The sequence below is a fragment of the Lentzea sp. CA-135723 genome (assembly GCF_050936595.1).
Lineage (GTDB): Bacteria > Actinomycetota > Actinomycetes > Mycobacteriales > Pseudonocardiaceae > Lentzea.
Window position 1 is genome coordinate 4088131 of record NZ_JBNJMK010000001.1, and the last position, 13373, is coordinate 4101503.

14 protein-coding genes and 2 tRNA genes are annotated in these 13373 nt (G+C 68.5%); 7 read left to right on the top strand and 9 right to left on the bottom strand.

Going from position 1 to position 13373, the window contains the following annotated elements; translation table 11 throughout:
* Nucleotides 1-12: 12 nt before the first annotated feature.
* Nucleotides 13-1824: a PKD domain-containing protein gene (locus ACQEU1_RS18140; protein WP_433202675.1), complete on the bottom strand. Its 1812-nt coding sequence runs from the start codon at nt 1822-1824 to the stop codon at nt 13-15.
* 270 nt (nt 1825-2094) lie between these two features.
* On the opposite strand from ACQEU1_RS18140, the gene ACQEU1_RS18145 reads away from it, so the two are divergent.
* Nucleotides 2095-2271: a hypothetical protein gene (locus tag ACQEU1_RS18145; RefSeq protein ID WP_433202678.1), complete on the top strand. Its 177-nt coding sequence runs from the start codon at nt 2095-2097 to the stop codon at nt 2269-2271.
* A gap of 67 nt (nt 2272-2338) precedes the next feature.
* Here ACQEU1_RS18145 and ACQEU1_RS18150 read toward each other — a convergent pair whose 3' ends face one another.
* The 3 genes from ACQEU1_RS18150 to ACQEU1_RS18160 are packed head-to-tail and all read right to left on the bottom strand — an operon-like array spanning nt 2339 to nt 6167.
* Entirely contained in the window at nt 2339-3295 is a 957-nt protein-coding gene (locus ACQEU1_RS18150) for a glycine betaine ABC transporter substrate-binding protein (protein ID WP_433202681.1), read from the bottom strand.
* A 12-nt stretch (nt 3296-3307) separates the two neighbouring features.
* Complete coding sequence (locus ACQEU1_RS18155) at nt 3308-5248, bottom strand: ABC transporter permease (RefSeq protein ID WP_433202684.1); 1941 nt, start codon at nt 5246-5248, stop codon at nt 3308-3310.
* Nucleotide 5249: 1 nt separating this feature from the next.
* A complete protein-coding gene (locus ACQEU1_RS18160; RefSeq protein ID WP_433202687.1) occupies nt 5250-6167 on the bottom strand; it encodes a quaternary amine ABC transporter ATP-binding protein in 918 nt (305 codons plus the stop codon).
* 343 nt (nt 6168-6510) lie between these two features.
* Here ACQEU1_RS18160 and ACQEU1_RS18165 point away from each other — a divergent pair, with 343 nt between their 5' ends.
* Nucleotides 6511-7449, top strand: a complete 939-nt coding sequence (locus tag ACQEU1_RS18165) for an ABC transporter substrate-binding protein (RefSeq protein WP_433202690.1) — start codon at nt 6511-6513, stop codon at nt 7447-7449.
* 9 nt (nt 7450-7458) lie between these two features.
* On the opposite strand, the gene ACQEU1_RS18170 is transcribed toward ACQEU1_RS18165, so the two are convergent.
* The gene (locus tag ACQEU1_RS18170) at nt 7459-9228 is read right to left on the bottom strand and encodes a hypothetical protein (protein ID WP_433202693.1); all 1770 of its coding nucleotides are present in this window, start codon (nt 9226-9228) and stop codon (nt 7459-7461) included.
* A 19-nt stretch (nt 9229-9247) separates the two neighbouring features.
* Here ACQEU1_RS18170 and ACQEU1_RS18175 point away from each other — a divergent pair, with 19 nt between their 5' ends.
* A complete protein-coding gene (locus ACQEU1_RS18175; protein WP_433202696.1) occupies nt 9248-10009 on the top strand; it encodes an alpha/beta hydrolase family protein in 762 nt (253 codons plus the stop codon).
* 83 nt (nt 10010-10092) lie between these two features.
* On the opposite strand, the gene ACQEU1_RS18180 is transcribed toward ACQEU1_RS18175, so the two are convergent.
* Nucleotides 10093-10166: transfer RNA gene (locus tag ACQEU1_RS18180), tRNA-Pro, on the bottom strand.
* Nucleotides 10167-10229: 63 nt separating this feature from the next.
* On the opposite strand from ACQEU1_RS18180, the gene ACQEU1_RS18185 reads away from it, so the two are divergent.
* Nucleotides 10230-10300: transfer RNA gene (locus ACQEU1_RS18185), tRNA-Gly, on the top strand.
* Nucleotides 10301-10350: 50 nt separating this feature from the next.
* On the opposite strand, the gene ACQEU1_RS18190 is transcribed toward ACQEU1_RS18185, so the two are convergent.
* On the bottom strand, nt 10351-10899 hold the full coding sequence (locus ACQEU1_RS18190; protein WP_433202699.1) for an NAD(P)-dependent oxidoreductase: 549 nt from the start codon (nt 10897-10899) through the stop codon (nt 10351-10353).
* Nucleotides 10900-10956: 57 nt separating this feature from the next.
* Here ACQEU1_RS18190 and ACQEU1_RS18195 point away from each other — a divergent pair, with 57 nt between their 5' ends.
* The 3 genes from ACQEU1_RS18195 (at nt 10957) to ACQEU1_RS18205 (ending at nt 12112) form a co-directional block, all read left to right on the top strand.
* Nucleotides 10957-11256: a winged helix-turn-helix transcriptional regulator gene (locus tag ACQEU1_RS18195; protein WP_433202702.1), complete on the top strand. Its 300-nt coding sequence runs from the start codon at nt 10957-10959 to the stop codon at nt 11254-11256.
* Nucleotides 11253-11588 carry a VOC family protein gene (locus tag ACQEU1_RS18200; RefSeq protein ID WP_433202705.1) on the top strand — a complete coding sequence of 112 codons (336 nt, stop codon included), beginning with the start codon at nt 11253-11255 and terminating at the stop codon, nt 11586-11588. The genes ACQEU1_RS18195 and ACQEU1_RS18200 overlap by 4 nt, the downstream gene beginning before the upstream one ends.
* A 188-nt stretch (nt 11589-11776) precedes the next feature.
* The gene (locus ACQEU1_RS18205) at nt 11777-12112 is read left to right on the top strand and encodes a histidine triad nucleotide-binding protein (protein WP_433202708.1); all 336 of its coding nucleotides are present in this window, start codon (nt 11777-11779) and stop codon (nt 12110-12112) included.
* On the opposite strand, the gene ACQEU1_RS18210 is transcribed toward ACQEU1_RS18205, so the two are convergent.
* Both ACQEU1_RS18210 and ACQEU1_RS18215 read right to left on the bottom strand, forming a co-directional pair.
* Complete coding sequence (locus ACQEU1_RS18210) at nt 12093-12701, bottom strand: MBL fold metallo-hydrolase (protein ID WP_433202711.1); 609 nt, start codon at nt 12699-12701, stop codon at nt 12093-12095. The genes ACQEU1_RS18205 and ACQEU1_RS18210 overlap by 20 nt on opposite strands.
* Nucleotides 12698-13363, bottom strand: a complete 666-nt coding sequence (locus ACQEU1_RS18215) for a 2-phosphosulfolactate phosphatase (protein WP_433202714.1) — start codon at nt 13361-13363, stop codon at nt 12698-12700. The genes ACQEU1_RS18210 and ACQEU1_RS18215 overlap by 4 nt, the downstream gene beginning before the upstream one ends.
* Between the last annotated feature and the right edge of the window lie 10 nt (nt 13364-13373).

Here is a 13373-nt window from a genome sequence, read left to right on the forward strand (position 1 = left end):
GATCCCCCCAGATCAGTTCAGGACGGCGGCGGTCGCCGACGGTCCGACGGTGGTGGCGACCGCGATCACGTCGTCGCCCGCGGCTCGGGCGTCGGAGGACGACGTCAGGCGCACGGTCGCGCGGAACGCCACCTTGCCGATCCGCGCGTCCTCCTCGGTGAAGGTGTAGGCGAACGGGACGTCGATCGTGGTGGACGCGGGCAGGTCGACGGTCTGCTCGCCGAGCGGCTGCCAGGAGAAGCGGTCGAGCCGGGTGAACGTGACGACCGCCCGCTCGGCGAACGCGTCGTTGCGCACCTGCACGGTGATCGCCTTCCGCTCACCGGCCGCGGCCGTGACCGGAGCGGTGAACTTCGTGATGCCGGCGTCGTGCGCGGCGGCGGGGCTGACCAGGTTGATGGTGGTCGGGATCGACGTGACCTCGTTGTCCTGGCGGGAGTCCCGGTCCGAGAGGAACACCACGGCGCGGAACGACACCTTGCCGACCGCCGCGTCCTCGGTGGTGATCCGGTAGGTCGTCGAGACGTCGGTGGTGCTGTCCGCCGCCATGTCGACCGTCTTCTCGCCGATGAACTTCCACCTCGAGGCGTTGTCGCTGCGGTAGAACTCGACGCGCGGGCTCGCCGCGTACCGGTGGTTCGCGAGCCCGACGGTCAGCGTCACCGGCCTGCCGGGGATGGTGACGGCCGGCGTCCGGAACGACGTGATGCCGACGTCGCGCGTCTTGACCACGACGTTCTGCTTGAGCGAGGCGACCCGCCCGTCCTCCGACTTCGACCGCAGGATCACCGTGTACGTGCCGTCGGCGGCGTAGTGGTGCTGCTGTTCCTTGACACCGGTCGCGGGCAGGGTCGTGCCGTCACCGAAGTCCCACTCGGTGGTGACCGGGGAGTTGTAGTCGTAGGAGTGCCCGACGGTGAACGTGGTCGGCTTGTCGTAGATCGACCGGTCGCCGAAGGGCACGTTCAGGAACGTCAGCAGCTCCGGCGCCTCCGACAGCTTCAGCGACGCGGGCGCCGCCGACCCCGCCAGCTGGAAGTGGTAGGTCCTGCCGGCGGTCAGCTCGACCACCCGCGCGTCGAAGTCGGAGCCCCTGGCGCAGGTGCGCGTTCGCAGGTCCTCGAACGTCGCCCCCTCGTACGTGGTGACATAGGCGCCCTCGGTGAGCACGAACTGGTTCTGCTGCGGCGTGTAGCGGTACCAGACCGAAGGAGCGCCTTCCCAGGCACAGGTGCCGAAGGGCTCGTCGGGCTCCGCGGACGCCGCCGTGAGGTCGACCCCCTGCGAGGTGAAGGGCAGTGACGTCACGACCTGCGCGGCGGCGAAGTCGTCGTTGGCGGGAACGGGCACCTGCTCGACCGACAGCCGGAAGGGGCGGCCGGAGTTGTTGCCGTCGTTGACCAGCAGGTGGTACGTGGTGCCCGCGGTCACCCGCACGCTCGCCGGCCTCCCCGCGTCCCACGCGCAGTCGTCGTCGCCTCCGGGACGTCGCAGGTCGCCGCGTCCGCCGGTGTAGACGCTGACGGGCAGGCTGTCGCCGGCGTCCGTGGTGCCGAACCGCAGCACGCCGTCCTCGGCGGCCGTGTAGCGGAACCACACGGAGGCCTTCACGTCGCGGTGGCTGCAGTCCATGACCGGGTCGTCGACCGCTCGCGTGGCCGAGTTCGCGTCCCCCTCGACGGAGAACGGCAGGGCGCTGATCACCGTCGCCGAGTCGAAGTCGTCGTTGCCGGGCGGTTGCGCGTGCGCCACCCCCGGAACCAGCACCGCCAGCGTCGCGGCGGCGATGCCGAGCACGGCCGCGCGTGATCTGGAAAAGGGCATGCCTCTGATCCCCCAAGTCCCCCAAGGCCCCGCCTGCGTTCGCGGAGCTCAGCAGACCTAAGCAAACCAGACCGGATCAGGAAAGTCCGCTGTGTCCGATTGCACCGTTCGGCCGTGCCCTTACTCGGTCGCACGGCACCTCTCGCACGCCCGCGACCGGCCCGGGTAAGGGGTTCGCGGCGGTGCCTTAGGTGATCGTCCGATGTGACGGGCCGTCCCTCAGGAGCACTCTCGGCGTTGTCAGAAAACGACCTGAGGAGTGAGTCCCAGATGGAGTGGACGCCCGAAGCGATCAAGGCGGAGATGGACTACCGGCAGACCGCGCTGCGCGAGGACGCACGCCGGGCGCGGGAGTTCTACCGCAACGGCGGCAAGCCCCGCTCGTGGTGGCACCGCATGACACACCGGCACGAGCCCGAGGTCCCCGCCGGGCCGCGGGCTGCGTGATGCCGGGTAGCCGCAGGGGGTGTGGTTCCTCTCGTCCAGGAACCACACCCCCTGCGGCGTCGCGGCGTCAGCTCTTGGCCGGCAGCCACGCCTTGATCTTGTCGGCGTTGGCCTCCGCCCACTTCTTGGCGGCGTCCTCGGGCTTCATCTTGTCCTCGGCGATGAACTTCGCCACGGTGTTCTGGTCCTCGTTGGTCCACTTGAAGTTCTTGACCAGCTGGGCGGCCGGGCCGTTGGCGTCCATGAACTTCTTGGAGGCGATCTTGTCGAGGTCGTAGTCCGGGTAGTCGCAGGCGACCTTCTCGGCGTCGGCGTCACAGCCCGCGGCGTACGGGGGCAGCTTCACCTTCTCCAGCTTGACCTCGTTGAGCAGCCACTGCGGCGAGTAGAAGTAGCCGATGACCCACTTCTTGTCCTTCTCCGCCTGGCGGAAGGCCTGGATCAACGCGGTCTCGCTGCCGCCGTAGACGACCTTGTAGTTGAGGTTCAGGTTCTTCACCAGAGCCTCGTCGTTGGTCACGAACGACGGGTCGCCGTCGAGCAGCTGGCCCTTGTCGCCGGACTCGGACGTCTTGAACTGCTCGGCGTACTTGTTTAGGTTGTTCCAGTCCAGGACGTCGGGGTGCTCCTTGGCGAGCCACGGCGGCACGTACCAGCCGATCTGGCCCTTCACACCGGTGGACCCCGCGCTGACGGCGGACTTCTGCTCGTCGATGTACTTCTTGCGCAGGTCGTCGTGACCCCAGTTCTCGACGACGGCGTCGACCTCGCCGGTGCCGAAGCCCTGCCAGGCCACCTCTTCCTTGAGCTCCTTCTTGGTGACCTTGCAGCCCAGCTCCTTCTCGGCCACGTACGCGAGAACGGCGGCGTTCGCCTCGTAGCCGACCCACGGGTTGACCGCGAGGTTGAACGTGCCGCAGTCGCCGGTCGCACCCGAGGAGGTGTCACCGACCTTGGCGCCACCGCAACCAGCCAAAGCGAGTGCTCCGACGAGCACCGCTCCCAGCACGCTGTGCCTTGCCACTTTCCAGACCTCCTAGTTGGTCCACCGCTTGGCGGCCGCCTGGGTGAGGCGGTCGAGCATCACGCCCAGCACGACGATCGCGACACCGGCCGCGAGCCCCTTGCCGTACAACTGGCCCTGCGAGAACCCGGCGACGACGTCGTAACCGAGCGCGCCGGCGCCGACGAGACCGCCGACGACGACCATCGAGAGCACGTAGATCAGTCCCTGGTTGGCGGCGAGCGTCAACGCCCCGCGCGCCATGGGCAGCTGCACCTTCACGATCGTCTGCCACGAGCTCGACCCCAGCGCCGTCGACGCCTCGACGGTCGCGGGCGACACCGCGCGGATCCCGTCCGCGATGATCTTGATCGCCACCGGGGCCGCGAACACGACGGCGGCGATGATCGCGGTGAAACGCGACGCGGAGAACAACGCCAGGAAGGGCACCAGGTAGACGAACGCCGGCATCACCTGCGCGGCGTCGAGCACCGGGCGGATGAACCGGTCGGCCCGCCTGCTGCGTCCCATCCAGACACCGACGACGATGCCCAGCAGCATCACCATGATCGTGGCGACCAGGGTGGACGCCAGCGTGATCATCGAGTCCTGCCACAGGCCCGTCGCGATCAGCAGCGCGACGCACACCGCCGAGATGACCGCCGGCCGCACACCGCCGATCATGAACGACACCGCGACGATCACCAGCGCCACCAGGAACCACGGCGACTCGGCCAGCAGCGCCTGCAGCGGGTTGATCAACGCGAACGTGACGAAGTCCTTGAAACCGCCGGTGAGCACCGGAAGCGAGTCCTGCGCCCACTCGGTCACCGCGGTCGCGCCCTTGTTGATCGAGCTGCCGATCTCCACGTCCGACTGGAACTCCGCCGCCCACAGGTAGGTGTACGAGAGGTACACGCACACGGCCGTGACGGCGGCACCGCCGAACAACGCCCAACGTGGCAGCTTGCGGCGTTCGGTCGCGGCCGTCGTGACGCGGTCCAGCACGATCGCCAGCACCACGATCGCGAGACCGGCGTTGAACGCCGTGCCGACGTCGAGCGTCTGCAACGCCTTCACGACGGTCTTGCCGAGACCCGGCGCGTCGATCAGCGCGGCGATCGTGACCATGGACAGCGCGGCCATGATCGTCTGGTTGACGCCGAGCACGATGGTCTTGCGCGCGGACGGCAGCAGCACCTTCACCAGCGTCTGCTTCTGGGTCGCGCCAAGGGACTCGCTCGCCTCGACCGTGTTGCGCGGCACCGAGCGGATGGCATGCGCGGTGATCCGGATCGCGGGCGGCGCCGCGTAGATCAGCGTCGCGATCGTCGCGCTGGCTGGCCCGATCAGGAAGAACAGCGTGAGCGGCGCCAGGTACACGAACGTCGGCATCGTCTGCATGAAGTCGAGCACCGGCGTCAGCACCCGGTGGGCCCGGTCGGACAGCCCCGCCCAGATGCCCAGCGGAATGCCGATCAGCAACGAGATCACGACGGCGGCGAGCGTCAGCGAGAGCGTGTCCATGCTCTCCTGCCACAAACCCTGCAGCCCCAGGAAGACGAAGCCCGCGACGGCCAGCAGCGCGACGCGCCAGCCGGCGACCACGAGGCTCACGAACCCGGCGATCGCGACCACGCCGAGCCAGCCGATCACCGGCACGGGCCTGCCGAACGACGGCTGCGCGATCAGGGCCTGGATGAACGTCACGAACTCGTCGATGACGAGCCGGATCTCGTTGAAGAAGTACAGGAACAGCGGGTTGGAGTTCCTGGACGCGCCCACGGCGTCGTTGACGCTGTTGACCCACCGGTGCAGCGGGGTGAGGTCGGCGGCGCCGAGCGACAGCGTGCCGACGTTGCGGAGCACGACCCACAGCACGAGCCAGGCGAGGAGGATCCCGCCGAAGATCAGCGACTTCTTGTACTGGAACAGGCGCGGCTGGTGCCCGGAAGAGGCGGCGACGGCGACCATGTCACGCCTCCCCGGCCACGACCCCGAGGATCTCCTCGTCCGCGACCACGCCGAGCAGTTCGCCGTCCCGCACGACCTTCACCGGCTTGTCGGCGCTCAGCACGCTGCGCACCGCTTCCCGCACAACGGTTTCCGGCGCGAGCTCCGGCCCGTCCAGGTCGTCGTCGGGACGCGGCGGCCGCATGATCCACTTGAGGGTCAGCACGTGCGAGCGCGGCACGTCCTTCACGAAGTCGCGCACGTAGTCGTCCGCGGGCGCGCCGACGAGCTCGTCACCGGTGCCGACCTGCACGACCTTGCCGTCGCGCATGATCAGGATGCGGTCGCCCAGCTTGAGCGCCTCGCTCAGGTCGTGGGTGATGAAGACCATCGTCTTGCCGACCTCGCGGTGCAGCCTGATCACCTCGGACTGCATGTCGCGCCGGATCAGCGGGTCGAGCGCCGAGAAAGGTTCGTCGAAGAACAGGACGTCGGGGTCGCCCGCGAGTGCGCGCGCGAGACCGACGCGTTGCTGCATACCGCCGGAGAGTTGATCCGGATAGGACTTCTCATATCCGGACAGTCCCACGAGGTCGATTACCTCCTGTGACCGTTCTCCGCGTTTCGCCCGCGGTACCCCGCGGATTTCCAGGCCGTAACCGACGTTGTCCGTCACCGTCCGGTGCGGAAGCAGACCGAAGTGCTGGAAGACCATGGAGAACTTGTTCCTGCGCAGGTCGCGCAGGCGTTTCGCGTCCGCCTCGAGAATGTTCTCGCCTTCGAACATGATCGTGCCCGCGGTGGGCTCCACCAACCGCGTCAGACATCTGACCAGTGTGGACTTGCCCGAACCGGACAATCCCATGACCACGAACATCTCACCGGGAGCGACCTCGAAGTCGACTCCTCGCACAGCGGCGACGGAACCGGTGCGGTCCATCAGATCCTGCCGTGACAGCGCTTTGAGCTCGTCCGAGGCCACCACTTGGGCTGCGTTGGGGCCAAACACCTTCCACAGGTCCCTGACCGAAATCACGGGATCCACGCCAAACCACTCCGACCTGTTGCGGACTGCGCACACCGTTTCTCGATGCGCGACAGCATTGACCTTCGCACGAGTACGGTCAAGGTCTGATACAGATCTGATCCCTTGTGGACAGCGGATCATCCCATGACTTGACGCAGTCTGATCGAAGGGGAAAAGCTGAACTGAGCGGTCTTCTGCACCGCCCTCTCCCCCCGATGAGGAGCTGTTCGTGCAAGCCCCCAGAATCGCTCTGGCAATGACGTTCGTGTTGACAATTGCCGGTTGTGGCAGCGGATCAACGGCGTCACCGCGCTCCAGCTCGGCAGCACCCACCGAGCCCTGCGACTCCATCACCATCGCGGTCAACCCCTGGGTCGGCTACGAGGCCAACGCGGCGGTCGTCGCGTACCTCGCCGAGAAGCGGCTGGGCTGCAAGGTGACGAAGAAGGAGGTCGACGAACAGACCGCCTGGCAGGGCCTCGACTCAGGCGAGATCGACGTGATCCTGGAGAACTGGGGTCACGAGGACCTGAAGCAGAAGTTCATCGACGAGAAGCGCACCGCCGTCCGGGTCGGCCCCACCGGCAACAAGGGCGTGATCGGCTGGTACGTGCCGCCGTGGATGAAGAAAGAGTTCCCGGACATCACGAACTGGCAGAACCTCAACAAGTACGCGGACAAGTTCAAGACGCCCCAGTCCGAGGGCAAGGGCCAGGTGCTCGACGGCGACCCGTCGTTCGTGACCAACGACGAGGCCCTGGTCAAGAACCTGAACCTCAACTACAAGGTCGTCTACGCGGGCAGCGAGCAGGCGTCGATCAAGGCGTTCCGGCAGGCGGAGGAGAAGAAGACGCCGCTGATCGGCTACTTCTTCGAGCCGCAGTGGCTCCACCTCGACATCGAGCTGGTCAAGGTCGACCTGCCCGAGTACACCGCGGGCTGCGACGCGGACGCCGCGAAGGTGGCGTGCGACTACCCGCGCTACGAGCTCGACAAGATCGCCTCCAAGAAGTTCATGGACAAGCGCGGCCCCGCTGCCCGGCTGGTCCAGAACTTCCAGTGGAGCAACGACGAGCAGGACACGGTCGCGTCGTTCATCGCGAAGTACAAGATGTCGGCGGACGAGGCGGCGAAGCGGTGGGTCGAGGCCAACCCCGACCGCGTCGAGGACTGGCTCACCAAGGCCAAGCCGTAACTTCCGTCCTCAACTCTTACCGCGGGACCACCACTTCTCATCGGGGCCGGAGATGTCCTCGACGCTGAGCCTGCGGACGGACCCCGCCCGCTTGAGCCGGGCCACCAGCTGATCTTCCCGTTGCGCGAGCCGGCGGTAGATCTCCACGGCGGAGGTCTCCTGCCGGCTCTGCCGCGTCTGGGCTCTTCTTTCCACAGTTCGCCAGTTTCCGAGGAACTCGAGCGTCAGGTCCGCGACGGCCTGCCCGGCGTGAGCGGTGAGCGTGTCGGCGGGCGAGGCGAACCGTCCGGCGTGGAACGCCAGGTTCCTCGTCACGTAGAGCCACTCCAGCAACGCGGCCGCCGTGTCCTCCTGCTCCTTGATCCAGCCGGCGAGCACCTTCGAGTCCGCGAGCCGCGCCTGCCACAGCTCCGTGAGGTCCTGCACCAGCCCGCCCTCGCTCTCCGCGAGCGCGGTGATGGCCTTTTGGGCAGCTTCGAGGTGGTCGTTCGGGCGGTTGTGCGGGATGAGCGCCTCCAGCCACGCGTCCACCGACTTCAGGTGGTGCTTCACCCCGGTCGTCGGCACGTGCGCGTCCAACGGCTTGCGCAGCTCGGTGTCGTGGTTGGTGACGACGACGTGCAGGCTGATGAGGTGCTGCCGCAGCATCTGCAACGCACACGCCTTGGCCAGCCACGGGATCTTGCTCGGGTCGAGCCCCGTCGCCTCCAGCGCGCTCCACGCGAGCCCGGCGCTGGCCATCGGCGCGTCCACCTGCCGGGCGAGGTTCGCCACCCGCATCGCGCTGCGCAGCTCCTCCGGCCAGTACGCGGTGAGCGGGTAGGCGTTGCCGACCGTCCGCTGGTGCTCGGTGCCGCGGGTGACCCGCCCGCCGGGCCCGCTGACCTGCCACACCGGTGCGATGTCGAGCTCGGTCAGCCGCTCCCCCGCCGCGTACTGGTCGAGCACCTCGCTGAGCACCCTGCGCCCTCGCAACGCCGCCGTGTGCACGTCCGCCGCCTCGACCGGCAGCCGCACCAGCACCGACGACCCGGTGACGGCGTCCTTCAGGAAGTCGTCCTTCGGCAACCTGTTGCGGTGCAACGGCTCCTGCCGTGCCTGCGGGAGGAGTTCGTCGAGGTGCCGCAGCACCCGCGCACCCCGCACGACGAGCGCCACCACGTGCTTCTGCCTAACCGGCCACAGCACGTCGTCGAGATCGCGGTCGCGCTTCTTCAACCACCGCAACAGATCCGCGCGCAGCTGCCGCCCGTCCCTGCCGTGCACCGCCACGACCACCGCCACCTCGGCGATCATCCGCGCCCGCAGCGGCAGCTCGACTCCGCTCCACAGTGGACCGATCCACTTCCGCACGGCATTGCGCAACGCCTTGGGATCGAGCTTCGCCGCGGCCGCCGCCGTGACCAGTGGATCGACCTTCTGCCCCTCCTTGGCGATCTCCGCGTCGACCTGCACGAGCACCCGCCGCGCTTTGGCCAGCTCCAGCCCACCCCCGTGCGCGTAGGCGGGCTTGGCCGCGTCCATGCAGGCGATCGACGTGGCGATGACGCGCCGCAACAGGTTCCACCGCGGCTGGTCCTCGGCAGCGTGGCTCTCCAACGCCGTCCTGGCCCGCGTCACGGCCAGATACGCGCTGTTGAGCCCCGCGACGTGCTCCCCCAGGTGCGCGTCGGGATCGAGCGCCCGCAACACCCCCTGCAACAACGCGCGCTGCCCGCGGTCGAGCCCGGCGTCGTCGAAGGCCTGCCGCAACCGGTCGTCCAGGTACTGATAGCGCACGTGACGCACCATAGAGGGCATGGACAACCGGAAAGCGGTCTTCGCGGGCCTCGACGGCCAGCCCCTCGCGGGCAGGCTCGAGCTGCCGCAGGGCGACGTGACGGCGACAGCGGTCTTCGCCCACTGCTTCACCTGCGGCAAGGACTCGGTGGCCGCCAGCCGCACTGCCCGCAGCCTGGCCGAACGAGGCGTGGCCGTGCTCCGCTTCGACTTCACCGGCCTCGGCCAGTCCGGCGGCGACTTCGCCAACACCACCTTCACGTCCAACGTCGACGACCTCGTCTGCGCCGCCAACCACCTCCGCGACACCATCGGCGCCCCGAGCGTCCTCATCGGACACTCATTGGGCGGCGCCGCCGTCCTGGCCGCCGCCCACCGCGTCCCGGAGGTGAAGGCCGTCGTCACCATCGGCGCCCCTGCCGACACCGCGCACCTCGGACACCTCCTCGGCTCGTCCAAGGACCAGATCGAGACCCAGGGCGTGGCCGAGGTGGTGCTGGCCGGCCGCACGTTCCGGATCAGCAACGACTTCCTGCTCGACATCGGCAGGCAGAACCAGACGGCCTGCATCTCCGGCCTCGACCGCGCCCTGCTCGTCATGCACTCGCCGCAGGACGACACCGTCGGCATCGACAACGCGCGCATCATCTTCGACCTGGCGCGCCACCCGAAGTCGTTCGTGTCGCTGGACGGGGCGGACCACCTGCTGACGAACCGCGCGGACGCCGACTACGTGGCGAAGGTGCTGACGGCCTGGGCCAGCCGCTACCTGGTCACGTGACCCCAAAAGCGGGGGGTCACCAAGGTCTACGCGCTGAACGAGAAAGGCCCTGACCAACGATTCACGCTGGTCAGGGCCTCGAATCGGGGCGACAGGATTTGAACCTGCGACCCCCCGCTCCCAAAGCGGGTGCGCTACCAAACTGCGCCACGCCCCGGTTGTACCTAGCTTACCGCCACCCGCTAAGGTATTGATCGCAGCCCCGGACAGGGGCCGCAATGCGGGCGTAGCTCAATGGTAGAGCCCTAGTCTTCCAAACTAGCTACGCGGGTTCGATTCCCGTCGCCCGCTCTGACGAAGGGCCGAGTGCATCAGCGCTCGGCCCTTTCTCGTGAGGTGGGTCACGCGGACGCGATGCCGATCTGCGTGTGGCGGTGGGCCGGCGCCTCGATCTCGTCCACCACGGCCAGGGCGAAGTCCTCATAGGTCAACGCGTCGGACGGGTCGACCCCGCTCACCCGGTAACGGCCGGTGGGCGTGCCGCCGAAGTTGCCCGCCGGGCTCATCACCAGCCAGTCGGTGCCGGAGGCGGCCAGGACCTCGACGCCCGCCGCGTGGCCCAGGCAGAACGGGCGGTGCTCGGCCGGGAAGTCCGGGTCGTCGATCACGCGCACGCCCGGCGCCGTTTCCAGGAGGGTGTAGATGCCGACCACGATGATGCGGCCGACCCCGGACGTGGTCAGGGCGTGGGCGGCCTCGCGGTAGAACTCGGCCGGGTCGCGGGCGAGGTCCACGACAGAGCTCACCGCCACGTCGTGGCCGTGAGCTGATTCCGCCGTCAGGCCCGGAACGCGGCCGACGCGGGTCACCTCGTGGCCTCTGGTCTGGGCGAGGGTGGCGATCTGGTGGCCGGCATTGCCGGACGCTCCGAAAACAACGATCTTCGTCATGGCCGCGAAGGTAGGGTTCGGGTGGCCGGTTTCCGCAACGATATCGGGGGTGAGCAGGTGCGATGCACGCATGACCTGCCGTACCAGATCGGTGGTCGGTGGACCGCGCACGTGTTGCGGGGGCTCGAAGGCGGGCGACTGCGGTTCGGGGAGTTGCGGAGCGGGATGCCCGGCGTGACGGCCAAGGTGCTCGCCGAGACGTTGCGGACGATGGAGCGCGAAGGCACGGTTTCGCGTGAGGTGTTCGAGGAGAACCCGCCCCGGGTCGAGTACGAGCTGACGGAGCAGGGGCGCAAGGTGCTCGGGCTGCTCGACCTGTGTTGTGGCTGGGCACGAGAGAACCTGGTGGTGACGTGAGGCTCGAACAGATCGTCCTCGACAGCAACGAACCCGCGCGGCTGGTGCGGTTCTGGGCCGAACTGCTCGGCGGTGAGCCGGTCGAGCGCGAGCACGGGTGGGCGCACGTCGAACCGCCGGGCGGGGTGCGGATGTCGTTCCAGCCGGTGCCGGAGCGCAAGGACGTGAAGAACCGCTTCCACCTCGACTTCGAGGTCGACGACATCGAGGCCGCCGTGGTGAAGGCGGTGAGTCTCGGCGCCACGCGGGACGGTGTCGTGCACACCGACGAGAAGGGCAGCTTCCAGGTCATGCGCGACCCCGAGGGCAACGAGTTCTGCTTCGTGCGCTGAGCCTGCTCAGTGGACGGCGCGCCAGAGCGCCTCACCGAAGCGGATCGCGAGGACCACGAGCAGCACGCCGATCGCGAAGCTGATGAGGCACCGGACGATGACCTGCAGTTTGGTGCCCTTCATGCCGTCATGATTTATCGCTGCCGGGCAAGAACAACAGAGCCCAACGGGACCAATACGATGCCGTTGTGACCGACTGCCTGTTCTGCCGCATCGTCGCGGGCGAGATCCCGGCGACCGTGGTGACGGAGACCGACACGACGCTCGCGTTCCGCGACATCGACCCCAAGGCGCCCACGCACGTGCTGGTGATCCCCAAGGAGCACCACACCGCGATCGGTGACGTCGACCCGGTGCTCGCGGGGCAGATCCTCGCCACCGCGCACCAGGTCGCGAAGTCCGAGAACGTGGACGAGTCCGGCTACCGCCTCGTCTTCAACACCGGCAGGGACGGCGGCCAGACCGTCTTCCACGTGCACTGCCACGTCCTCGGCGGCCGCGGCCTCAGCTGGCCCCCGGGATAGCCATCTCCCGCACGAACCGCGCGTCGACCGGGTCACCGTGGCCCGGCACCACTACCCGTGGTTCGAGCTCCAGCAGCAGGTCGAGGACGTGCCGCCAGTTCGACGGCGTCGCGTCCGGCCCTGCCTGCGCGGGCGCGCCCTGCTCCACCAGGTCGCCCGCGAACACCACCCCGGCGTCCGGCACGTGCACGACCACGTCGTGCGCGGTGTGCGCGGGCCCGAAGTGGTGCAGGTCGACCCGGCGGCCGCCGACGTCGAGCGTCACGGTGTCGCGGAACGTGTGCGAGGGCGCGACGAGCGTCCCCGTGAACGGCTCGTCGTAGTACTTCGCGCGCTCGGCGAGCACGCGTTCGTCGACCACGCAGTCCTCGTGCGCCCACACCTCGCACGGCAGGAACGCCCCGGTCGCCAGCACGTGGTCGAAGTGGTTGTGCGTCAACACGATCCGCGACGGCCGGACCTCGTTCGCGAGCGCCGGATCCATGCCGGAGTCGACCAGCAACGAGTCCCCCGAGCCGACGACGAGACCGAGCGTCAGGTCGAGTTCGGTGTGCCGCCGGACGAACACGCCGTCCGCGATCTCGATCACTGGAGGATTCCGCCGACCATCATGGGCGCCGCGTCGCTCACCCCTAGTTGCACAGCCAGTTCCAGGTCGGCGGCGTGCCCGTGCTCGACCAGCTCCCGTCCCGACCCGCAGTTCCGCACGGCCTGCACGACGTCGACACCCCGGAACGCCGCGATCGCCAGCTCCGCCTCGGGTGAAGCCTTGCCATCGAGCGAGGAGAGCACGGCACCCGCACCCAGGTGGTCCTCGACGCACGGCCGCAGCCCGCCGGCCACCCCGCCTCCGGTCCTCGCCATGTTCAGGCCCCACTGCTCGCCGCCGGCGACCAGGCCGATCGTCTCCCCCAGCTCCTGCGCCCGTTTCGCGACGGCGGCGGCGTTGCGCAGGCACGCTGCCAGCACGTGCGCGCCTGTCTCGGCCGCGAGCGCGCACAGGTGCGATCCGTTCGGCGAGTGCACGTCGACCAGTCCTGTCGTTCCCAAGAGTGATGCCGGTCGCAACGGCTGACGCGAGCCGGGCGTGAACAGGAACGGCCGCACCTGCCCGCCGTTGCCGACCACCACGTCGACGGACGTCGTGAACACCAGCACGTCCACGACCACCAGCACGTCGCAGTCCCGCAGCGCTTCGACGCCCGCGGGCCCCCACTCCAGCTTCAGCTGGTACCCCTCCTGGCTGAACATGGGCACCAGC

Bases quoted from the DNA above. Each gene is read 5' to 3' on its own strand.
- ACQEU1_RS18140 (WP_433202675.1), bottom strand. From the start codon at position 1,824: ATGCCCTTTTCCAGATCACGCGCGGCCGTGCTCGGCATCGCCGCCGCG.
- ACQEU1_RS18145 (WP_433202678.1), top strand. From the start codon at position 2,095: ATGGAGTGGACGCCCGAAGCGATCAAGGCGGAGATGGACTACCGGCAG.
- ACQEU1_RS18155 (WP_433202684.1), bottom strand. From the start codon at position 5,248: ATGGTCGCCGTCGCCGCCTCTTCCGGGCACCAGCCGCGCCTGTTCCAG.
- ACQEU1_RS18160 (WP_433202687.1), bottom strand. From the start codon at position 6,167: ATGGACCGCACCGGTTCCGTCGCCGCTGTGCGAGGAGTCGACTTCGAG.
- ACQEU1_RS18165 (WP_433202690.1), top strand. From the start codon at position 6,511: ATGACGTTCGTGTTGACAATTGCCGGTTGTGGCAGCGGATCAACGGCG.
- ACQEU1_RS18175 (WP_433202696.1), top strand. From the start codon at position 9,248: ATGGACAACCGGAAAGCGGTCTTCGCGGGCCTCGACGGCCAGCCCCTC.
- ACQEU1_RS18190 (WP_433202699.1), bottom strand. From the start codon at position 10,899: ATGACGAAGATCGTTGTTTTCGGAGCGTCCGGCAATGCCGGCCACCAG.
- ACQEU1_RS18215 (WP_433202714.1), bottom strand. From the start codon at position 13,363: ATGTTCAGCCAGGAGGGGTACCAGCTGAAGCTGGAGTGGGGGCCCGCG.